This window comes from Faucicola sp. SE7633 (assembly GCF_059264685.1).
Genome location: NZ_JCADBW010000005.1, coordinates 14,438 through 35,704 on the forward strand (window position 1 = coordinate 14,438; position 21,267 = coordinate 35,704).

Consider the following 21,267-nt stretch of genomic DNA (forward strand, 5'->3'; position numbering starts at 1 on the left):
TTTTTCGACAATAAGGCTTATTACAAAATAAGCCCTATTATCTAAAAACGTTGCAACCATGGGTGGTTAAATTACAAATCCAAAAGCAGCATTGCAGGATCTTCCACCAACTCTTTGATGGTTACCAAGAACTGTACCGCTTCTTTACCATCAATCATGCGATGGTCATATGACAATGCCAAGTACATCATTGGCAAAATTACCACTTGACCATTGACCGCCATCGGACGCTCTTGGATTTTGTGCATACCCAAGATAGCGGTTTGTGGTGGGTTCAAGATTGGCGTTGATAACAATGAACCAAATACACCGCCGTTGGTGATGGTGAAAGTACCGCCTGTCATCTCATCAATACCAAGCTTGCCTTCGCGTGCTTTGCTAGCATAGTCACCAATGCCGCGCTCGATATCTGCCATGCTCATTTGGTCGGTATCACGCAACACAGGCACCACCAAGCCGCGGTCGGTTGATACGGCAACACCAACATCATAGTAACCATGGTAAACGATATCATTGCCATCAATCGATGCATTCACCGCTGGGAAGCGTTTTAAGGCCTCAGTGGCAGCTTTGACAAACAATGACATAAAGCCAAGTTTGACACCGTGGCGTTTTTCAAAACGCTCTTTGTATTGGCTGCGCATATCCATGATAGGCTTCATATTGACTTCGTTGAACGTCGTCAGCATGGCGGTTTCTTGCGTTGCCGACATCAGACGCTCTGCCACACGTTGGCGCAAACGCGTCATCGGTACGCGTTTGTCCGCGCGTTGTCCAACCGCATCGGCAACCGCTTGTCCATTGTCAGCTTTGATGTTGGCGTTGGCTTTCAAGGTTGGGTTTGCCATGTCTTGCTTGGTCACACGCCCACCACGACCTGTGCCTTCCACGTCAGCAGGATTGATACCTGTGGTGTTAGCGGCTTTGCGCACCGCTGGGCTTTGGTCTTTGTGGGGTTGCTCCGCGCTGTCAGATTTGGCTTGTACAGGTGCTGCTACCGATTCTGGTGGTACAGTTGTGCCTTGGTCTGATTCGCTATCCGACGATTTTTCTTGCGTCTGCTGGTTGTCTGCTGCGGCCGTGTCGCTTGATTTTTCGCTGGTCGCGCCTTCGTTAAGCTCGCCAATCACTTCATCAGACAACACGGTGTCATCGACTTGTTTGATGATTTTGCCCAATACACCATCAGCTTGGGCAACAACTTCTAGGACGACTTTATCGGTTTCAATCTCTGCCAATACGTCATCGCGCTTAACTTGGTCACCTTCAGCAAAGTTCCAGCTTACAATCGTGCCATCGGCAACCGATTCTGGAAATACGGGGGCTTTAATCTCGCTCATTTTAATGCTCCTGATGTAATCAGTTTGTTTAATGCAAATGGTTTGTTTCGTTTATTTAAGGTATTGCAGTTTAAGCCAGGCTCAAATTTTGTACACAAATCAGGGCAATACATGGTATTGCCCGAATTTTTATTTGTTCTCTACGTCTTTTGCGCTTGCCTTGTCGTCGGCTGGTTGCTCATCGATGCCAAGGGCTTCATTAACCACGCGTTTTTGCTGCTCAACGTGCATCTGCATCAAGCCTGCCGCTGGTGCTGCCGATGACGGACGTGCTACGGGCTCACGTAGATAGGCTTTGGTTGGGCGTTTAGCAGGTTTTGGTGGCGCAAATAAGCGGAACATATGCGGTGCAATGTAGTACCAAGCTCCTTGGTTACGCGGCTCTTCTTGTGCCCATACGATATCTTCAAGGTTTGGATATTTTTTCACTTCCTCAAGCATGCGTTCTTCAGGCAGCGGATATAACTGCTCAATGCGCACCAAAGCAACATTGTTTAGTCCAAGCTCGCGGCGTTTTTCCAGTAGATCATAGTATACCTTACCGCCACAGAATACCAAACGCGTAACCTTATCGGCGTTCAAATCATCGATTTCTGAAATAACGGTTTCAAAACGACCGTTTGCCAATTCATCAAGCGTTGATACCGCCAGTTTATGACGCAGCAAGCTCTTAGGCGACATCACAATCAATGGCTTGCGCGCAGGGCGTAGCACTTGACGGCGCAGCGCATGAAAAATCTGCGCAGGCGTGGTTGGCGTGACAACCTGCATGTTGTCTTCTGCACACAGCTGCAAATAACGCTCTAAACGTGCCGAGGAGTGCTCAGGGCCTTGGCCTTCATAGCCATGTGGTAACAACATGGTCAAGCCGCACAGGCGTTGCCACTTGGTCTCCCCACTTGAGATAAACTGGTCGATAACAACCTGTGCACCGTTGGCAAAGTCACCAAACTGGGCTTCCCAAATCACCAAGGCATTGGGTGCGGTGGTGGCATAACCATACTCAAACGCCAATACGGCTTCTTCGGACAATAGCGAGTTAAAGGTGTCAAAACGTGCCTGCTCAGGGTTTAAGTTCGCCAACGGGACATACATTTGACCGTCTTGGATGTTGTATAGCTCGGCATGACGATGTGAGAACGTACCACGTCCCACGTCTTCACCCGTGATACGGACAGGGTGCCCTGCATCCACCAAGGAGGCATAGGCCAACGTTTCGGCCGCACCCCAGTTTAGGGGCTCTTCACCCGTTTGCATAGCAAGGCGTTGCTCAACAACTTTTTTGACCTGACGTTGTAGTTCAAAACCTTCGGGTAGCTGCGCCACGCGCTCACCATAGGCTTTAAGCTGTTCAATGCTGACACTCGTATCCCATTCATCAACCAAGTCATGGCCTAAATACGGAGTCCAATCAACGAACAAAGAGCGGTTAGGCTGCATTACCAACGCGCTGGCAACGTATTCACCCTTATCCAGTGAATCACGGTAGTCGTCTTCAAGCTCAGTGGCTTGTTGCTCGGTGATAACCCCTGCTTCTACCAATTTTTTGGCGTAGATTTCACGGGTTGATGGCAACGCACGGATTACTTTATACATCAATGGTTGCGTCGCTGAAGGCTCATCTGCCTCGTTGTGACCATTGCGGCGATAGCAATACAAATCCACAACGATATCTTTATGGAAGGTCTTGCGGTAATCGTGTGCCAACTGCGCAATAAATACCACCGCCTCTGGGTCATCACCGTTTACATGGAAAATCGGCGCGTGTACCATCTTGGCAATGTCAGTACAATATTCGGTAGAACGCGCATCCTCTAAACGGCTGGTGGTAAAACCGATTTGGTTATTAATCACGATATGAATAGTGCCGCCTGTCGCGTACGCACGCGTTTGCGACATTTGGAACGTTTCTTGGTTCACACCTTGACCCGCGAATGCTGCATCGCCGTGCACCACAATCGGCAAGACTTGGTTGCCTGTGGTATCGTCACGACGCACTTGCCGTGCACGTACCGAACCAATCAACACGGGCGAGACGATTTCTAGATGTGATGGGTTAAATGCCAACGCCAAGTGCGCTTCACCGCCTGGGGTCATGACGTTTGATGAAAAACCTTTATGGTATTTGACGTCACCTGAACCATGTTTTGGCGCAACTTTACCATCGAATTCATCAAACAAATCTTTAGGATTTTTACCCAAGATATTGACCAACAAGTTCAGGCGTCCACGGTGCGCCATGCCGATAACCATCTCTTTGGTACCGTTTTCACCAGCACGCTGGATCATCTCATGTACCATCGGGATAAAGCTTTCGCCACCTTCAAGACCAAAACGCTTCACGCCCGTGTACTTACGCGCCAAGTATTTTTCTAACCCTTCAGCAGCGGTTAGACGCTCAAGGATTGATTCGCGTTTTTCGTTGCTAAAATCGATGTAGCCCAAATTTTGCTCAAGATACTGCTCTATCCAACGCTTTTCTTTAGCAGTGGTGACGTGAAAATGCTCTGAGCCAATACTGCTGCAATATACGCGCTGCAAAACTTCAATGATTTCACGCAAAGTTGCTTTTGACTTGCCAATATGCATGTCACTGACAGGATACACCGTGTCTAAATCCGCTTCTGACAGACCATGATACTCAAGCGTCAGTTCTTCGATTTGTGGACGTGGCATTAAGCCTAGTGGGTCGAGTTTTGCCAAGCGATGCCCACGGCGGCGGTAGCTTGTGATGAGTTTTTGCACACCCATTTGGTGTTGGCTAAACTCTCGTAGCTCCTCAATGCTGCACTCACCATTACCCGCAGTGCTGCCAACCGAATTGGGTTTGGCGGCTGTGGTATTGCGTGCCAATAGCACAAACTGATCTTGAATGGCGTTATACAGTGCTTCGTCATCGTTATCGCTAGCAAACTGCTCAAAGTACGGCAAATAGCTAGGATCAACGCTGCTTGGGTCTTGCGTGTATTGCTCATACAGGGCTTCAAGGTAAGCGGCGTTGTCAGCAGACAGCTCAGTAAAGCGTGCCGCTGGTGAATCGGTGTGTTGGGATTGAGTCATAATCGGCTTCTTTAATTGTGCGACATTAAACATTAAAAGGTTAAGATAACAATATATTTTTTAAGCTATAGCGTAACATCAATTGCTTCATCATCAGATTTTGCCAAGAAATATATACCATAAATTTGCCAAATGCTAGGTATAAAAAACGGCAAAATACTTGCTAAAAGCTTATGTTTTTTTCCACTTTATGATAGCGCATTTAGCAAATTATGCTTAGCCCATTGTGTTCTTTTTTTGTTGAGAAAACTTAACCCTAGTCCTTAATTTACTACACAGTAGATAGCTATATAATAGAAAACCTCAGTGTGACTGAGGTTTTGGTATAAGCTTACCGCGATTAGCCCGCTTGTTCAAGCAGCATACTGCGTAGATGCCCGATAGCGCGGGTTGGGTTTAGACCCTTTGGACACACTGATACACAGTTCATGATACCGCGGCAACGAAATAGGCTAAATGGATCATCCAGACGCGCCAAACGCTCTTGGGTGTCGGTATCGCGGCTATCGGCAACAAAGCGATAACCGTTTAGCAAGGCCGATGGTCCTAAGAACTTGTCAGGGTTCCACCAGAACGATGGACAACTTGTTGAGCAACATGCGCATAAGATACACTCATACAGACCGTTTAGCTTTTCACGCTCTTCAGGTGATTGTAGGCGTTCGGTGGGCGGCGCAGGTTGGTCATTGATCAAGTATGGATGAACTTTTTCGTACTGCTCATAAAATTGGTTCATATCCACCACCAGATCGCGAATCACTGGTAAACCTGGTAAGGGGCGTAGGGTGATTTTCTCAGGCAAGGTGTTCATGTTGATCAAGCATGACAAACCGTTTTTGCCATTGATGTTCATACCGTCTGAACCACAAATCCCCTCACGGCATGAACGGCGAAACGTCAAGGTTTCGTCCATTTTTTTTAGACGAATCAACACGTCTAGCAACATACGATCGCTATCAAGCAGCTCAATCGTATAAGTTTGCATACGTGGGGCTGCGTCCCGATCGGGGTCGTAGCGGAAAATTTCGATGGTGCGAGTACCTCGGCTCATAGTGCTAACTCCACACAACTTATTTATGGATCGCGTTTATTGTCTTGCTGCCATGGCTATAGACTGTCATGACCAAACGCTGATAATTGGCAAGATGGCGTATCGGTTAATTGGCTAAATACGCCCTCGGCTAAAACTTTATTTGGGCTTGCCACAAGCTGCCAAGCCCAAATGAACGGGTAAAACTTAGAACGTACGAACTTTTGGCTCAATGTACTTGGCGGTCAGCGGCGTGGTGCGTACGGGTTTATAAATCACACGATTACCTTCTGAATACCACAGCGTGTGCTTCATCCATTCATGATCATTACGACCAAGTGGCGCATACGGGTCATTATCTGGACGTTCATAGTCAAGCACGGCATGTGCACCGCGGCATTCATGGCGCAATGACGCAGAAATCATCGTCGCTTTTGCCACTTCATACAAATTAGCCACTTCTAACGCTTCGATACGCGCGGTATTAAAGACTTGTGACTTATCCGCCAAGTGAATGCGATTAACTTTACTCTCCATTGCCAGAATTTTTTGCACGCCTTCATCCATCATGGCTTGGGTGCGGAATACACCTGCGTGTTGCTGCATGATGCGGCGGATTTCATCGGCAACTTCTTGCGCGTTCAAGCCTTCGGTTGATTGTTGCAAGCCATCTAGGCGCTTGAGGGTTTTGTCAAGCACATCACTGGGTAGTGGCTCATATTCGTGGCGGTCAGCGGCATGGAATTCATCAATGATATGTTGCCCTGCAGCGCGTCCAAAGACCACCAAGTCAAGCAGTGAATTGGTGCCTAGACGGTTTGCACCGTGTACGGACACGCACGAGCATTCACCAATCGCGTACAAGCCTTTGACGATTTTTTGCTTAGCGTATAGACCGTTTTCATCCGTGCCTGCGTCCAAATCTGGCACCATTACCTGCCCGTGGATATTGGTTGGGATACCACCCATTTGGTAGTGAATGGTTGGTACAACAGGAATCGGCTCTTTGGTAATATCGACGTTGGCGAAGTTTTTGCCGATTTCATACACCGATGGTAAGCGTTTCATGATGGTGTCCACACCCAAGTGGGTCATGTCCAGCACAACATAGTCACCGTTTGGGCCCATACCGCGTCCTTCTTTGATTTCTTGGTCCATCGAGCGTGATACGAAATCACGCGGTGCCAAGTCTTTCAAAGTTGGCGCGTAACGCTCCATGAACGCTTCACCGTCTTTGTTACGCAATAACGCACCTTCGCCGCGGCAACCTTCGGTCAATAGCACCCCCGCGCCTGCCACGCCTGTTGGGTGAAATTGCCAAAACTCCATATCTTGTAGCGGAATGCCTGCACGCACCGCCATGCCCAAGCCATCACCCGTGTTGATATAGGCATTGGTTGAAGCGGCAAAAATACGGCCCGCCCCACCCGTTGCCAATACCGTGGTTTTGGCTTGAAATACTGAAATCGCGCCTGTTTCTTGATCAAGTGCAATCACGCCACCGATGTTACCGTGGACATCTTTGATGAGATCAAGCGCAATCCACTCAACAAAAAACTGCGTACCTTGCTCAAGGTTTTTTTGGTACAAAGTGTGCAACAGCGCATGCCCCGTGCGGTCAGCGGCAGCACACGCGCGTTGTACGGCCTTTTCGCCATAATTTGACGTGTGACCACCAAACGGCCGTTGATAAATCGTGCCATCGGCGTTACGGTCAAACGGCATGCCCATGTGCTCAAGCTCATACACCACTTTTGGTGCTTCACGGCACATGTATTCAATCGCATCTTGGTCGCCAAGCCAGTCTGAGCCTTTGATGGTGTCATAAAAGTGAAAATGCCAATTATCTTCACTCATATTACCAAGGCTTGCGCCAATCCCGCCTTGCGCCGCAACTGTATGCGAGCGGGTGGGAAAAACTTTGGTTAAAACCGCGACATTCAAGCCGCCGCGTGCCAACTGTAGCGACGCACGCATACCCGAACCGCCGCCGCCAACAATCACAGCGTCAAAGGTCAAGGTTTTGATATTGCTAATTGGAGTGTCTGGTGCCAATGCCATGTTGGGTTTCCTATCTTATATCGCTTGTTTGATACAACGCATTGTATGGCTAAATATCGTTAAAATTCAAGCATTTAGCCAAGCGACTTGTTCAAGCCAAAAGCTAAACCAAATTCAAAACAACTAAATCACGTCGGGCGTATCTTATTGCTCATATTTAAAATAAAAATCTTATGAGAAAAAGAAAATCATCACACCCCAGAACACGTACACCAACAACGCCAAAATCATCGCCGCTTGTAGCACAAACCGCAAGCCACCTGACTTGACATAATCGGTGAACACCGTCCACATACCCACCCACGCGTGCGCAGCAATCGCCAAAATCGCCAATAAGTTAAACAAACGCATCGGCAGGCTTAGCATAAAGCCACGCCACAATTCAAAGGTATGATCATGGGTCAAAAACCAGCACAGCATCACCAGCGCATACACCGCCAGCACCACCGCACTGATACGCTGTACCACCCAATCGCGCGTGCCCGAACCTGTCAAACCTGTTGCACTTTTCATTGCATTCTCCCTTGCCGCGTCTTACAACACAATCCAAACAAACGAAGCCAACACCCAAAGTAGCGCAATCACAAAGCCGACAATCGCTGCCGTGCGTCCGCTTTTAAGCTCTTCATTCATGCCCATATCGGCAAGCAAGTGTTTGATACCCATGACAAAATGGTAGCCTGTCGCAGCGGCCAACACCCACACCAACAGGCGCACCAAAATATTATCAAAAATATGCGCAAAGCCTTCAGGGGTAGCCAATGAGTGTTGAAACACCCACAACAGCACAGGAATCATCAAGAACAATACCACACCCGACACGCGGTGGGTAATCGACGTCATGGCAACGGGGTTTTTTGAGTTTACCTCGACCACCAGACTTAGCGGCAAAACGACAGGGCGGTTGCTTTTCACAGCGGGCATCCTTTAGTTACAGGGTCGATTGGGCCGAGCCTGCTGGCACAAGGCGACGGTCACCTCGCCCGACACACCCAACCATCGAAATCAGGAATAGCTAGCGTCATACAAAGATTAAGCACGCACACCGCTCATAACATCCACACAAACGTTAGCGTGGTAGTGGGCGCGCATCAACGTCACTATATAGCAGGTTTTTATCAAAAACCCATGCCATAGCAGCGCCAATCAACTCATGATGGTTGAGCGGTCATCAGACTGTGATAAAATATAACCCATGTTGGTTAAATTCTATCTCGACGCACTTTCAACCAAATTGCAAAAATTGCAATTAATAAATTTGCTTAATTATAGAAGGCTTGGCTTACAATTACAAACAAAAACGACAAAAAACTACATTTATTGTGCTAGATTGATAAGTTAGCACATGTTATCAATGCCCTTTGCGTAGCTTGACTTAAAAAGCCTGCCGTCAATGACGACAAACTGGCACTTTTTGGCGACAAATTGTTGCAAAACTGCAATTTGCTTTCTTTTTTGCCCAAAATACTGCTAAGATAACCAAAATTTATGTGCAGATTTTTTGTGCAACCCTCAGTGCAAATGATAGCACCGTGCCGTTCAAACCACAGCCGTGCTGGCGGTCTTGGCTGGCACGATTTTGATAACCACGTACTTATAACATGTACACAAACAGAGGAATGGACCATGTCGGACAATAACACCGCCACGTCAGCAGCTACCTTGCAAGTCGATGGCAAAGACTACGAACTACCTATTATTGAAGGCACGCTTGGCAACCCTGTGCTAGATATTAAAGGCGTGCAACAAGCAGGCTACTGGTCGTACGACCCAGGGTTTATGGCGACTGCTGCCGTTGAATCAAAAATCACTTATATTGATGGTGAAAAAGGCGTGTTGTTGTATCGCGGGTATCCCATTGAACAGCTTGCTGATCAAGCTGAATATTTGGAAGTCTGCTACGCGCTATTGCATGGCGAATTGCCAACCGCTGAGCAAAAAGCTGATTTTTATGATAAAGTTAGCAAGCACTCGATGGTCAATGATCAGCTGCGTAAGTTTTTTGAAGGTTTCCGCCGTGACGCGCACCCCATGGCGATCATGGTCGGTGTGATGGGCGCATTATCAGCGTTTTATCACAATAACTTGGATGTCAGCAAAGAAGATCACCGTGAAATTACAGCAATTCGCTTGATTGCTAAAGTACCTACCATTGCGGCAATGTCGTATAAATATAGCCAAGGTCAGCCGTTTATGTACCCACGCAATGACTTAAGCTATGCTGAAAACTTCTTGTATATGATGTTTGCCACCCCCGCAGACGTAGACTATAAAGTTAATCCAATCCTTGCCAAAGCAATGGATAAGATTTTCACCCTGCACGCCGATCATGAGCAAAACGCATCAACCTCAACCGTACGCCTAGCAGGTTCTACAGGTGCTAATCCTTATGCGTGTATCGCAGCAGGTATCGCTGCATTGTGGGGACCTGCACACGGTGGGGCTAACGAAGCGGTATTGCAAATGCTAGATGAGATCGGCAGCGTTGAGAATGTCGATGACTTCATGGAAAAAGTTAAGCGCAAAGAAGTCAAGTTGATGGGCTTTGGTCACCGCGTTTATAAAAACTTCGACCCACGCGCGCGCGTGATGAAAGAGACATGTGATGAAGTGCTTGGCGCATTGGGTATCAATGATCCGCAGCTTGAACTGGCGATGAAACTTGAGCAAATCGCTTTGAATGATCCGTACTTCATCGAGCGTAATTTGTATCCAAACGTTGATTTTTATTCAGGTATTATCCTAAAAGCCATCGGTATTCCAACGTCGATGTTTACCGTGATTTTTGCCTTGGCGCGTACTGCAGGTTGGATTAGCCACTGGATCGAGATGCACTCAGCACCGTACAAAATCGGTCGTCCACGTCAGCTTTACACAGGACCTACCCAACGCGACTTTGTACCTGTCGAACAACGCTAATTTATATTGGATGTACGCAAAAGCCCAACCATTTGTGTTGGGTTTTTTTATGCATAATACTACTGTCTGCTTGCCAGCATGCTACAATTTAGCCCATCATTTTAGTGTTTAACCAATTTAGTGTTTAACCAATTTAGTGTTTAACCAATTTAGTGTTTAACCAATTTAGTGTTTAACCAATATTTGCCATGAATACCTACCGCGTGTCCTGCCCCGCCAAAATCAATCTGTTTTTACATATCACAGGCAAACGTGCCGATGGCTACCACAATTTACAAACTGTGTTTCGGCTGATTGATTTGTGTGACACCTTGATTGCGAGCGTTTCAGCTGCCCAGCGTACCACACGACAAGATACTGCTGCGCTAGACGTGCTAGATTTTGTTAGCCTAACTTGTGACACGCCGATTACTGACAATATCCGCAATAATCTAATCATCAAAGCCGCTGCTGCTCTATTGGCACACGCTTATCAGACTTTATCACCCGATCAAATCGCCACATTATCTGCGATCAATCTACACCTTAGCAAACGCATCCCAATGGGCGCAGGGCTAGGCGGTGGGTCGTCAGATTGCGCAAGCGTGCTGCTGCTGCTCAACCAAATTTGGCAATTGGGGCTACAAAACGATGAGTTACAAGCCATTGGCGCAACCCTTGGCGCGGATGTTCCGATTTTTATTGTTGGGCAAGACGCGATGGCTGAAGGTATAGGTGAGCAGCTCACGCCGATTGACTTACCGCCACAGCGTTTTTTATTATTGACACCTGATGATCACATCAACACCGCGCGCCTTTTTGCCCACAGCGATTTGCGCCGCGACTGTCCAACGCTGTCACTTCACGATATTGACCAACGCCAAGCTGATTACTTAGACCACATGAACGCGCCGTTTGGTAATGTGTTTGAGCCTGTTGTCAGCCAGTTATCGCAACCTGTGCAGACGGCACTAAACTACTTGCAAGTATTGAGCGCAACCACCCAAACCACCGCCCGCTTGACAGGTTCAGGCGGTAGCGTGTTTTTGCCTTTACCAAAAGGTATTGACAACCATACCCTCCAAAATTGGCAGCAGCGCGCACCTTGCCGTGCTATCGTGGTGCATACACTAGACGCCACGCCACTTATTGAAAAAAATTGATTTATTTTCACCAAAAGTCTTGCTTTTTAAAAATTTTCGGCTAAAATAACGCTTCTAAATAGGGGTATCGCCAAGTTGGTAAGGCATCAGGTTTTGATCCTGACATCCGTTGGTTCGAGTCCAGCTACCCCTGCCATCTTCTTTAGGTTTTTGTCATAGCGTGTTTAAATTTAATCACGATAAAAATTGACAAAACCCTGCAAAATCGGTATAGTGCGCAGCGTAAGACTGCCATCTTAGTTAGTCGATGACTAGCTTTGTAGCCGAGCTTTAGGGGTATCGCCAAGTTGGTAAGGCATCAGGTTTTGATCCTGACATCCGTTGGTTCGAGTCCAGCTACCCCTGCCATTTTTTATTTTACTCTATCATAGTGACCTATGTTTTTCTGATGATGGGGTAAACATCGATTAAATCGTGATACCTAGATATTGCTATACCCTTCAAAATATGCCAAAGCGCGTTGTTTGATGGGTATTTTTGTTTTGGTAAAACGAGTTGGATCGTATGACTTGCAGCCGTGATAGGAAATAGCTATGCCGTATTTAGCGATTTTTACGGGCAATGCCCACCCCGAATTGGCAAAAAACGTCACCAATCACTTGCATATTCCACTGGGGCGTGCGGATGTGACGCGCTTTTCGGATGGTGAAATCGCGGTTGAAATACAAGAAAACGTACGCGGTAAAGATGTCTTTATTTTGCAATCTACCTGCGCACCTACCAATGATAATTTGATGGAATTGATGGTGATGGCAGATGCGCTGCGTCGTGCCAGTGCAGGACGAATCACGGCGGTGATGCCGTATTTTGGCTATGCGCGTCAAGATCGCCGCCCACGCTCAGCACGGGTGCCTATTTCTGCCAAAGTCGTTGCCGATATGCTCAATATCGTTAGTATTGACCGCGTGGTAACGGTGGACTTGCACTCTGATCAGATCCAAGGTTTTTTTGATATTCCTGTTGATAACATTTACGGCACACCTGTGCTATTCAAAGATTTGCGCCAACAGCATTATGAAAACTTGATGGTGGTGTCACCTGACGTTGGCGGTGTGGTGCGTGCGCGTGCCATGGCAAAATCGCTGGGCGATGCAGACATGGCAATCATCGATAAACGCCGTGCGCGCGCCAATGAGTCACAAGTGATGCATATCATCGGTGATGTGGAAGACCGTGACTGCGTGATCATTGATGATATGGTCGATACCGCAGGTACGCTGTGCAAAGCTGCTGCTGCCCTCAAAGAAAACGGCGCGCGCCGTGTGGTGGGCTATATCACCCACCCTGTGCTATCAGGTAAGGCCATTGAAACAATTAGCGCGTCTTATTTGGACGAAATCGTCGTGACTGACACCATTCCATTATCGCCTGCTGCCCAAGCGTGTGACAAAATCCGTCAGGTCACTATTGCGCCGATGTTGGCAGAAGCATTGCGTCGTATCAATAACGAAGAGTCACTCAGCGCGATGTTTGATATTTTTGATATGAATTTCTAATAAGATTTACAATTTTTTGCCATTTTTGTTAGATATTATGAATAAATATATAGTTTTATCTGACTAAAAATGGCAACAGGTAGTATTGGTCGCAAATACTGCCCGTTTGATGTATCACCAGACTGGTAACGATGGTTTGGTGATTTATTTTTTACCAGCAAAGGAATTTTTCCATGAGCCAACAAGATTTTACGCTAAACGCTGTCGTGCGTAGCGACGATCAGCAAGGTAAAGGTGCGAGCCGCCGCCTGCGTAAGCAAAACCTCGTGCCTGCTATCGTATACGGTGCAGACAAAGAGCCACTATCAGTGTCTTTGCGCTACAATGAGTTGATTAAATCGCTACAAAACGAAGCGTTTTTCTCACACATTTTGACTATCAACGTTGAAGGTCAAGAAGCTGAAGAAGTTATCATCAAAGCGTTGCAACGTCATCCTGCCAAAAACACCCCAATGCATGCTGATTTTCAGCGTATTGTTCGTGGTCAGGCCATGAACGTGACTGTACCTCTACATTATGTGGGTATTGAAGATGCACCTGGTACCAAAGAAGGCGGTATCTTTGTATCCAACGCAACTGACCTTGAAATCACCTGTATCCCATCGAAGATTCCTGAATTTATCAGCATCGATGTGTCTGGCATGGCGGTTGGCGATTCAATTCACTTGATGGATATCAACATGCCTGAAGGCGTGGCCATTCGTGAATTGGAAGTTGAAGAGCCATTCAACCGTACTGTTGCAACCATGCAAGCACCAACGCTTGAGCCTGTTGAAGAGCCTATTGAGCCTGAAGAGCACGAAGAAGGTGCAGGCACACGTTCAACTGAGGACGATGAAGAAGCGCGTAAAGTACAAGCGCAAGACGACACCCATGACGCGCCTAAGAGTGATGATGAGTAATAGCGCGTTTGTTGATTGATGTGATTGACCATGTCTGATAAAACCAAAGCCTCATCAAGTCTCACGCTGATTGTTGGGCTTGGCAACCCCGGCGCGCAATATGCCCAAACACGGCATAACGCGGGCTTTTGGTTGGTTGAGCGCATTGCCGATGCGTACGGCATCACACTTAGCCAAGACAAGAAGTTTCACGGTTTGGTCGGACGTGGGCAAGTGGCAGGGCACGAGGTGCGCCTGCTGCTACCAACCACGTTTATGAATGCGTCGGGGCAATCGGTGGGCGCACTCAGCCAGTTTTTTGATATTTCACCCAATCAAATTTTAATCGCACACGATGAACTAGATTTGCCTGTTGGACGGATACGCCTCAAGTTTGGCGGTGGTCATGGTGGGCACAATGGCCTGCGTGATATCGTGCCGCGTATCGGGGCAGATTTTTATCGCTTACGCTTAGGCATTGGGCATCCGGGGCACAAGTCCTTGGTCACAGGGTATGTCTTGGGCGCGCCTACGCCTGATGAGCGCATTGTATTTGAGCGTATGCTAGATGCGGCCATGCAAGCGATGCCAGACTTGGTGGCAGGTAATATTGCCGCTGCGCAGCAAGCCTTGCATAGTTTTTTTGTTGATTAAATCTATCTCTTTTTTGGCGATGTCTTGATTTTTGCCATCTAGGTCTTACCTAGCAGACAAGTTTGGGCATTTAAATTTAATAATTTTGCGTTTTGTCATCTAGGAATTTGCCATGTTATTGACTATGCTAAAAGCCAAGCTTCATCGGGCGCGTGTGACGCATTGTGAGCTGCATTATGAAGGCTCGTGCGGTATTGACAGCGAGCTGCTGGATTTGGCAGGTATTCGTGAAAATGAATCCATTGATATCTACAACGTGACCAATGGTAAGCGTTTTCGTACCTATGCGATTCGCGCTGAAGCAGGTTCTAAGATGATTTCGCTAAACGGTGCGGCAGCGCACATGGCAGATTTGGATGATATCGTCATCATCGCTGCCTACGCGCAAATGGATGAGCAAGAGGCCGACCGCCACCAACCGCGTTTGGTGTATTTGGATGAAGGCAATGTGGTTAAAGATACGGCAAATGTGATTCCTGTGCAGGTCTCTTAGCAGACACAATGCTTGAATGAGGCTGGTCTAACCGGTGTAAAACAAGCCCGCACAAAAGCCAGCAGGCATAAAAAAAGCAGCGTGGTGTATCGCTGCTTTTTTTATGTCAAGCTATTGACCGTAAACCTAAAAATCGCCTAAAAAAACGCTCTTGCAGTAAAAGAGCGTTTTTTTGACGGATGGTCCAGCAATTATTCTTCTACGCCTGCTGATCTTTCATGGTATTTGGCGTTGGCATAATCCCAGTTCACCAAATTATCAAGGAAAGTATCAACATAATCAGGGCGACGGTTGCGGTAGTCGATGTAGTACGCGTGCTCCCACACGTCACAAGTCAAAACAGCCACTTTGCCATGCACCATTGGGGTATCTGCGTTGGCAGTTTTCATGATTGATAGCTTGCCACCTTCAGTGTCGGCAACCAACCACGCCCAACCTGAACCAAATTGGCTGACGGCCGCGTTTTTGAACTCTTCACGGAATTTGGCGTACGAACCAAACGCTTCGTTGATTTTGTCTTTTAGTTCGCCCGTTGGTTCACCGCCACCATTTGGGGTCATGCTATTCCAGTAGAAGGTGTGGTTCCACACTTGTGCCGCTTGGTTAAAGATGGCCGTTTTGCTGTCATCTTTGGCACTGGCTTTGATGATTTCATCAAGCTCTTTGCCTTCTAGACCTGAACCTGGTAGCAGCTCATTGAGCTTATTCACATAGGCTGCGTGGTGTTTGTCATGGTGAAATTCTAAAGTTTCGGCGCTGATATGTGGTTCTAGTGCGTCTTTACTGTAAGGTAGGTCTGGTAGGGTAACTTGTGACATAATTTTTTCCTTAACGTTGGCTAAATAACTACTCAATGGCTATTATTTAAGAAAATTTTTGACTTTAACATAATTCACTGAGCAGATATCAGTGAATTATTGGGTAATAAAATAGCAAATTTTGCCGTCTCTTGTGTTGTGGTTTGGTAGGCGAAAGTTTATCAAACGCAACGGTGATATGCACGACTTAACCCGACGTAAAAACTTGAGCCAGACGGTTTTTCATCAAAAATTTTTTAACCAAATAATAGCGTAATCGCAATGTACACTGCTGCACCTGCTAGGTAGCCCACCAATGCCAACCAAGCGATTTTTTTGAGATACCAACCAAACGAGATGTTCTCCATGCCCATCGCGGCAACGCCTGCTGCCGAGCCAATGATCAAGCAGCTGCCACCTGTGCCTGCACAATACGCCAAAAACTTCCAAAATACCCCGTCATGGCTAAACATGGCAAGCCGCGCTGCCTCCGCGCCCGTGGCTTGGGCAATGGTGGCATCGGTAGCCAACGGATACATGTTCATTGCGCCTGCCACAAGCGGCACGTTATCAACCAGTGAGGACAGCAGACCAATCAGCATGTTGATGACGTAAATGTTACCAAAATGCCCATCAAGCCACGCGGCAACATCGGCCAAAATACCTGCTGTCGCCAATGCCCCGACTGCCAGCAAAATCCCCAAGAAAAATAAAATACTGGGCATATCAACGCGCTTTAATACGCCCTCGATACCGATGCGCTCTTTGATATAGTCATCTTGTTGGCGGTGGGTCAATGCCGCAACCATCCAGACAATGCTAAGCCCGAACAGCACGCCCATATACGGCGGTAAATGGGTGGCGGTTTTGAACACGGGTACAAACGCCAATGCACCTAGCCCCAGTGCTAAAATACCGCGGCGCAGCGTGGGGCTGATACTGGCTTGAATCTCGTCATGAATATCGACTCTAAGCGCGTGGATTTGCTTGGGCATGGGGTCGGTATTGGGGTCGATGTTTGCCAAGGCAGGAGTATGGCGGCTTGAAGCGTGAGCAGTCAGTGGGCTAAAGGTGCGCCCTTTAAACTTCATGCTAAGCAATGCCATCGGCACCATCGCGCAGACCAAACTTGGCAAAAATACATCGCGCATGATGCCAAGTGCGCTGATTTGTCCGCCAATCCACAACATGGTGGTGGTGACATCGCCGATCGGTGACCACGCGCCGCCCGCGTTGGCTGCAATGACAACCAGCCCTGCAAAGTACCAACGCAGTTCCTTGTCATCAATTAGCTTGGCAACCAGTGATATCATGACAATGGTGGTGGTCAAATTATCCAACAGCGCAGACAAGAAAAATGCCAACGTGCCGATAATCCACATCAGTTTGGTGACGCTTTGGGTGCTGATACGATCTGTGATAACGCGAAAACCGTCATGGGCATCGATCAACTCGACAATTGTCATCGCGCCCAACAAGAAAAACAGAATTTCTGACACTTCTGCCAGATGCTCGGCAAGTTCTGCACCGATACCGTTTTGCCCTACTCCATGACCCATACCAAACGATAACAGCACCCACAGTAGCACCGCCGTCAGTAAGGCACTGGCAGCTTTATTCACGTAAATGGTGTGCTCAAAGGCAATCGCCAAATAGCCCAATACAAATACCGCTGCCATTAAAATCGTTAGCGACACCCTTGCCTCCTAATTACTCATTGTCGGTTGGTTATGATCGGGTGGATTGCCTTACCCACGCTAGCGGTGGCTTGCTGTAACTTAATACGCCCAACTTTGCGACAATTTTGCTGGATTATTTTGCCCAAATGACGCATTATACGGTAAAACCATTTAGCCGTGCTAGACTTGGTGCGGTTAGGTGCGTATTAAGTATTTGATTATACGTTAAAAATTTTTCATAATTAAAGGACAAGCGATGACTTTGCTAATCCCTGCGATTGACCTCAAAGACGGCAAATGCGTACGCCTTAAGCAAGGACGTATGGAAGATGACACGGTATTTAGCGATGATCCTGTGGCGATGGCAAAGCATTGGGTGGCACAAGGTGCGCGGCGGCTGCATTTGGTGGATTTAAACGGCGCGTTTGATGGTGTGCCTGTCCATAAGTCAGTGGTGACAGCGATTGCAGCGGCGCATCCTGATTTGCCAATCCAGTTGGGCGGTGGAGTACGCAGCTTGCGTACCATTGAGCAGTATTTGGCAGCAGGGCTTAGTAGCATCATCATCGGCACCAAGGCGGTCGAACAACCTGAATTTGTCGAACAAGCTTGCCGTGAGTTTGCTGGGCATATCATCGTTGGCATTGATGCCAAAGACGGTATGGTGGCAACGCATGGCTGGGCGAATGTCACTGATACACGCGCAACCGAGCTTGCTAAACGCTTTGCCGATGCAGGCGTGTCAGCGATTGTGTATACCGATATTGCGCGCGATGGCATGATGCAGGGCGTAAATGTTGAGCAAACCGTGGGCTTGGCGCAAGCGTGTGGGCTGCCTGTGATCGCATCGGGCGGGGTGACAGATTTGGGCGATATCGAGCGGCTGCTGCCATATCGCGCGCATTTGGCAGGAATTATCACAGGACGGGCGATTTATGAAGGCTCGTTAGATATCAAGCAAGCGCAGGCGTTGCTGGATAGCGAACAGTAATCGGTTAAGCTGGATACGTTTGTTATTTGTTATTGTGTTCTACCATGAATGCGCCGCGCGTTACCAACCGCTGACTGGTGGTATACACTCAACACATATCTATTGCAAAGGCGACCGCGATTGCAAGGTAAAGCTTGATTTGGGACTGGTGTAGTAGCCATACGATGATACACTCAAGCTACGTCATCTTATGAGCTACTTTGCCTAAAAAGCTATGCAGAATTGTTTGGCTAAATACTAGACTGATCCGCTCAATCATCTTTACCCAAAAACCCACCGCTTTGCCGTTGCCACAGTCGTGCGTACACACCACCTTTGGCAAGCAATTCTTGGTGGGAGCCTTGCTCAACAATCCGCCCCTGATCCATTACTACCAGACGGTCAAGCGCGGCAATTGTCGATAAACGGTGAGCAATCGCAATCACGGTCTTGCCTGCCATCATCTCATTGAGGCTGTCGGTAATCGCATGCTCAACCTCACTATCAAGCGCGCTGGTGGCTTCATCCAGCAGCAAAATTGGTGCGTTTTTGAGCATCACGCGCGCAATGGCAATGCGCTGACGCTGCCCACCAGAGAGCTTAACGCCGCGCTCACCCACTTGGGTGTCAAGCCCCGTGTTGCCTTTGGCATCGGATAGAGTTTGAATAAATTCCCACGCATGTGCCTGTTTGGCAGCGGCGATGATGTCGGCTTCGCTGGCATCGGGGCGACCGTAAGCGATGTTATCACGCACACTGCGGTGCAGCAGCGAGGTGTCTTGTGTTACCATGCCGATTTGTTGGCGTAGGCTTTCTTGGGTTACCTCGCTGATGTCCTGCCCATCGAGCAAAATTTTACCGTTTTCAACATCATAAAAGCGCAGCAGCAGATTAACCAACGTCGATTTGCCTGCGCCTGAACGCCCAACCAGTCCGATTTTTTCCCCTGCTTTGATGTGCAAATTAAAATCATCAAGCAGTTTTTGCGCGGCTTTGTCGCCTTTACGCGCCTGACTGCCCTTTTTGCCGTAGCTAAAATCCACATGGTCAAACACGATATCGCCGCGTTGGACGACCAGTTGTTTTGCGTTAGGTTGATCGACCACGGTATGCGGTTTAGATAGCGTTTTCATGCCATCTTGCACCGTGCCAATGCTCTCAAACAGGCTAGCAGTCTGCCACATGATCCAATGTGTCAGGCCATTAAGCCGCAGCGCCATCGCGGTAGCTGCCGCAATCGCCCCGACAGATAGATTTTGGTACCGCCACAAATACAACCCGAGCGCGACGGTTGAGCCAACCAACAACACATTGATGGTGTGATTGACAATTTCAAACCGTGATACCCAGCGCATCTGGTCATGTACCGTGCCCAAAAATTGATTCATGGCGGATTTAGCATAGCTTAATTCGCGCCGTGAATGACTAAATAATTTGACCGTCATGATATTGGCATACGCATCAGTGACGCGCCCCGTCATCAGCGCACGTGCATCGGCTTGCCGACTGGCAGACGCTTTGAGTTTTGGGATAAAAAACGCCACCGAAGCGACAAACAACACCAACCACAGCACAAACGGCAACAACAACCAGCCATCAAGCCGCGCCAAAATCACGCCACTGCTGACAAAATACACCAGCACATAGACGAACATATCTGCCACAGTCATGATGGTATCACGCACTGCCAACGCCGTTTGCATGACCTTTGCCGACACACGCCCCGAAAACTCATCTTGATAAAACTGCATCGACTGCCCCAGCATCTGACGGTGAAACCGCCAACGCATCTGCATGGGAAACACGCCTTGAATGACCTGAAAATGAATCAACGAGCTGAGCGCGACGACAAACGGACTGACCAACAGCACCGCCAACATACCCAACAGCGCATCACCTTTATGCTGCCATAGCGTCTGTGGTGTGTAGACCGATAGCCAATCAACCACCTGCCCAATCCACGCAAACAGCAGCGATTCATACACCCCGACCAGCCCCGTAAGCACCATCAACGCCAAAATCCAACCGCGCAAGCCCTTGCTGCACGCCCACAAAAACTTAATCAGGCTATCAGTCGGCAGGTGATAATCATCATCAGGATATGGGTTAAGGCGGTTTTCAAACCAGCGCATCATTGGCATAAGGCATGACCTTTGATCAATTGGCTTATTTAAGCCTGACAGTTTAAATGGCTAAGCGTTTATAATTTAGACCAATATAATACATGATTTGTCTTAATGACCATACGTTTTATTGTGGTAAAACTTAATAATTCAACATCGGCTTCGCAAGTCGATTTTAACATGCTCAATGCGTCTGCAAGGCAGACGAATGCAAACAAATGTAACGCCAGTACCCAAAGCTTATCATGACACATCGCGTGTATGTTGAGCAAAAACTATACGGAATTTGACCAAAATTTATCCAGCCAAATTTGCTAAAATAACCCCAGCAATCGGTTTATCATTCGTTGCCGTAAAACCACCGCCTTTAGGCGGTGGATATAAGGCAATTGTTAAATGCGATGAGTTTTGCTATACTCATCTCACTATATTCAATGTCTTACATTCCACAGTTAAGTTAAGACTAAATTGCGAGTACGCAGTAACTTAACTGGTAAGACGTTTCCAAACACACACTTAAGCTAATTCGTGTCTATGACAATCCTAACGGTAGGATTAGCTTAAAATAAGAACCTAAGATGTACGGTGTGTCGTACGGGCGGTTGCCATTGTCTTAGGTTTG

General features: G+C 47.8%; 16 protein-coding genes and 2 tRNA genes. 9 read left to right on the forward strand and 9 right to left on the reverse strand.

Going from position 1 to position 21,267, the window contains the following annotated elements:
• Positions 1-71 precede the first annotated feature (71 nt).
• The 6 genes from odhB to sdhC all read right to left on the reverse strand — a co-directional run bounded on the left by odhB (position 72) and on the right by sdhC (position 8,415).
• The gene (odhB, locus tag AC5L4R_RS03060; RefSeq protein ID WP_494472621.1) at positions 72-1,340 is read right to left on the reverse strand and encodes a 2-oxoglutarate dehydrogenase complex dihydrolipoyllysine-residue succinyltransferase; all 1,269 of its coding nucleotides are present in this window, start codon (positions 1,338-1,340) and stop codon (positions 72-74) included.
• A 129-nt stretch (positions 1,341-1,469) separates the two neighbouring features.
• Entirely contained in the window at positions 1,470-4,400 is a 2,931-nt protein-coding gene (locus AC5L4R_RS03065) for a 2-oxoglutarate dehydrogenase E1 component (RefSeq protein ID WP_494472622.1), read from the reverse strand.
• Positions 4,401-4,740: 340 nt separating this feature from the next.
• Positions 4,741-5,451: a succinate dehydrogenase iron-sulfur subunit gene (locus tag AC5L4R_RS03070; protein WP_494472623.1), complete on the reverse strand. Its 711-nt coding sequence runs from the start codon at positions 5,449-5,451 to the stop codon at positions 4,741-4,743.
• Between the two features lie 186 nt (positions 5,452-5,637).
• A complete protein-coding gene (gene sdhA, locus AC5L4R_RS03075) occupies positions 5,638-7,491 on the reverse strand; it encodes a succinate dehydrogenase flavoprotein subunit (RefSeq protein ID WP_494472624.1) in 1,854 nt (617 codons plus the stop codon).
• Positions 7,492-7,662: 171 nt separating this feature from the next.
• On the reverse strand, positions 7,663-8,004 hold the full coding sequence (sdhD, locus tag AC5L4R_RS03080; protein ID WP_067056796.1) for a succinate dehydrogenase, hydrophobic membrane anchor protein: 342 nt from the start codon (positions 8,002-8,004) through the stop codon (positions 7,663-7,665).
• Positions 8,005-8,025: 21 nt separating this feature from the next.
• Complete coding sequence (sdhC, locus tag AC5L4R_RS03085; protein WP_067056799.1) at positions 8,026-8,415, reverse strand: succinate dehydrogenase, cytochrome b556 subunit; 390 nt, start codon at positions 8,413-8,415, stop codon at positions 8,026-8,028.
• Between the two features lie 702 nt (positions 8,416-9,117).
• Between sdhC and gltA the strand changes: the two genes are divergently transcribed.
• The 8 genes from gltA (at position 9,118) to panD (ending at position 15,076) form a co-directional block, all read left to right on the forward strand.
• A complete protein-coding gene (gene gltA, locus AC5L4R_RS03090) occupies positions 9,118-10,410 on the forward strand; it encodes a citrate synthase (RefSeq protein ID WP_067237223.1) in 1,293 nt (430 codons plus the stop codon).
• Positions 10,411-10,598: 188 nt separating this feature from the next.
• A complete protein-coding gene (gene ispE / locus AC5L4R_RS03095; RefSeq protein WP_494472625.1) occupies positions 10,599-11,552 on the forward strand; it encodes a 4-(cytidine 5'-diphospho)-2-C-methyl-D-erythritol kinase in 954 nt (317 codons plus the stop codon).
• A gap of 60 nt (positions 11,553-11,612) precedes the next feature.
• Positions 11,613-11,688: transfer RNA gene (locus AC5L4R_RS03100), tRNA-Gln, on the forward strand.
• A gap of 136 nt (positions 11,689-11,824) precedes the next feature.
• A tRNA-Gln gene (locus tag AC5L4R_RS03105) sits at positions 11,825-11,900 on the forward strand.
• A 185-nt stretch (positions 11,901-12,085) separates the two neighbouring features.
• The gene (locus AC5L4R_RS03110) at positions 12,086-13,048 is read left to right on the forward strand and encodes a ribose-phosphate pyrophosphokinase (protein WP_067056808.1); all 963 of its coding nucleotides are present in this window, start codon (positions 12,086-12,088) and stop codon (positions 13,046-13,048) included.
• A 173-nt stretch (positions 13,049-13,221) separates the two neighbouring features.
• Positions 13,222-13,950, forward strand: coding sequence for a 50S ribosomal protein L25/general stress protein Ctc (locus AC5L4R_RS03115; protein WP_067056811.1), 729 nt, complete (start codon positions 13,222-13,224; stop codon positions 13,948-13,950).
• Positions 13,951-13,980: 30 nt separating this feature from the next.
• Positions 13,981-14,583, forward strand: a complete 603-nt coding sequence (pth, locus tag AC5L4R_RS03120; protein ID WP_494472626.1) for an aminoacyl-tRNA hydrolase — start codon at positions 13,981-13,983, stop codon at positions 14,581-14,583.
• A 112-nt stretch (positions 14,584-14,695) separates the two neighbouring features.
• A complete protein-coding gene (gene panD / locus AC5L4R_RS03125; RefSeq protein ID WP_494472627.1) occupies positions 14,696-15,076 on the forward strand; it encodes an aspartate 1-decarboxylase in 381 nt (126 codons plus the stop codon).
• A 191-nt stretch (positions 15,077-15,267) separates the two neighbouring features.
• On the opposite strand, the gene sodB is transcribed toward panD, so the two are convergent.
• Together sodB and nhaD are read right to left on the reverse strand one after the other, a co-directional pair.
• A complete protein-coding gene (gene sodB / locus AC5L4R_RS03130; RefSeq protein WP_494472628.1) occupies positions 15,268-15,894 on the reverse strand; it encodes a superoxide dismutase SodB in 627 nt (208 codons plus the stop codon).
• A gap of 236 nt (positions 15,895-16,130) precedes the next feature.
• The gene (gene nhaD / locus AC5L4R_RS03135; RefSeq protein WP_290000227.1) at positions 16,131-17,552 is read right to left on the reverse strand and encodes a sodium:proton antiporter NhaD; all 1,422 of its coding nucleotides are present in this window, start codon (positions 17,550-17,552) and stop codon (positions 16,131-16,133) included.
• A 256-nt stretch (positions 17,553-17,808) separates the two neighbouring features.
• Between nhaD and hisA the strand changes: the two genes are divergently transcribed.
• Complete coding sequence (gene hisA / locus AC5L4R_RS03140; RefSeq protein ID WP_395147597.1) at positions 17,809-18,543, forward strand: 1-(5-phosphoribosyl)-5-[(5-phosphoribosylamino)methylideneamino]imidazole-4-carboxamide isomerase; 735 nt, start codon at positions 17,809-17,811, stop codon at positions 18,541-18,543.
• A 251-nt stretch (positions 18,544-18,794) separates the two neighbouring features.
• Here the strand turns inward: hisA and AC5L4R_RS03145 are convergent, their stop codons facing one another.
• A complete protein-coding gene (locus AC5L4R_RS03145) occupies positions 18,795-20,663 on the reverse strand; it encodes an ABC transporter ATP-binding protein (RefSeq protein WP_494472629.1) in 1,869 nt (622 codons plus the stop codon).
• Positions 20,664-21,267 lie beyond the last annotated feature (604 nt).

What these genes read in the sequence shown, in the direction of transcription:
- odhB (WP_494472621.1), bottom strand. Translation starts at nt 1,340, where the DNA reads ATGAGCGAGATTAAAGCCCCCGTATTTCCAGAATCGGTTGCCGATGGC.
- AC5L4R_RS03065 (WP_494472622.1), bottom strand. Translation starts at nt 4,400, where the DNA reads ATGACTCAATCCCAACACACCGATTCACCAGCGGCACGCTTTACTGAG.
- AC5L4R_RS03070 (WP_494472623.1), bottom strand. Translation starts at nt 5,451, where the DNA reads ATGAGCCGAGGTACTCGCACCATCGAAATTTTCCGCTACGACCCCGAT.
- sdhA (WP_494472624.1), bottom strand. Translation starts at nt 7,491, where the DNA reads ATGGCATTGGCACCAGACACTCCAATTAGCAATATCAAAACCTTGACC.
- sdhD (WP_067056796.1), bottom strand. Translation starts at nt 8,004, where the DNA reads ATGAAAAGTGCAACAGGTTTGACAGGTTCGGGCACGCGCGATTGGGTG.
- sdhC (WP_067056799.1), bottom strand. Translation starts at nt 8,415, where the DNA reads ATGCCCGCTGTGAAAAGCAACCGCCCTGTCGTTTTGCCGCTAAGTCTG.
- gltA (WP_067237223.1), top strand. Translation starts at nt 9,118, where the DNA reads ATGTCGGACAATAACACCGCCACGTCAGCAGCTACCTTGCAAGTCGAT.
- ispE (WP_494472625.1), top strand. Translation starts at nt 10,599, where the DNA reads ATGAATACCTACCGCGTGTCCTGCCCCGCCAAAATCAATCTGTTTTTA.
- AC5L4R_RS03110 (WP_067056808.1), top strand. Translation starts at nt 12,086, where the DNA reads ATGCCGTATTTAGCGATTTTTACGGGCAATGCCCACCCCGAATTGGCA.
- AC5L4R_RS03115 (WP_067056811.1), top strand. Translation starts at nt 13,222, where the DNA reads ATGAGCCAACAAGATTTTACGCTAAACGCTGTCGTGCGTAGCGACGAT.
- pth (WP_494472626.1), top strand. Translation starts at nt 13,981, where the DNA reads ATGTCTGATAAAACCAAAGCCTCATCAAGTCTCACGCTGATTGTTGGG.
- panD (WP_494472627.1), top strand. Translation starts at nt 14,696, where the DNA reads ATGTTATTGACTATGCTAAAAGCCAAGCTTCATCGGGCGCGTGTGACG.
- sodB (WP_494472628.1), bottom strand. Translation starts at nt 15,894, where the DNA reads ATGTCACAAGTTACCCTACCAGACCTACCTTACAGTAAAGACGCACTA.
- nhaD (WP_290000227.1), bottom strand. Translation starts at nt 17,552, where the DNA reads ATGGCAGCGGTATTTGTATTGGGCTATTTGGCGATTGCCTTTGAGCAC.
- hisA (WP_395147597.1), top strand. Translation starts at nt 17,809, where the DNA reads ATGACTTTGCTAATCCCTGCGATTGACCTCAAAGACGGCAAATGCGTA.
- AC5L4R_RS03145 (WP_494472629.1), bottom strand. Translation starts at nt 20,663, where the DNA reads ATGCCAATGATGCGCTGGTTTGAAAACCGCCTTAACCCATATCCTGAT.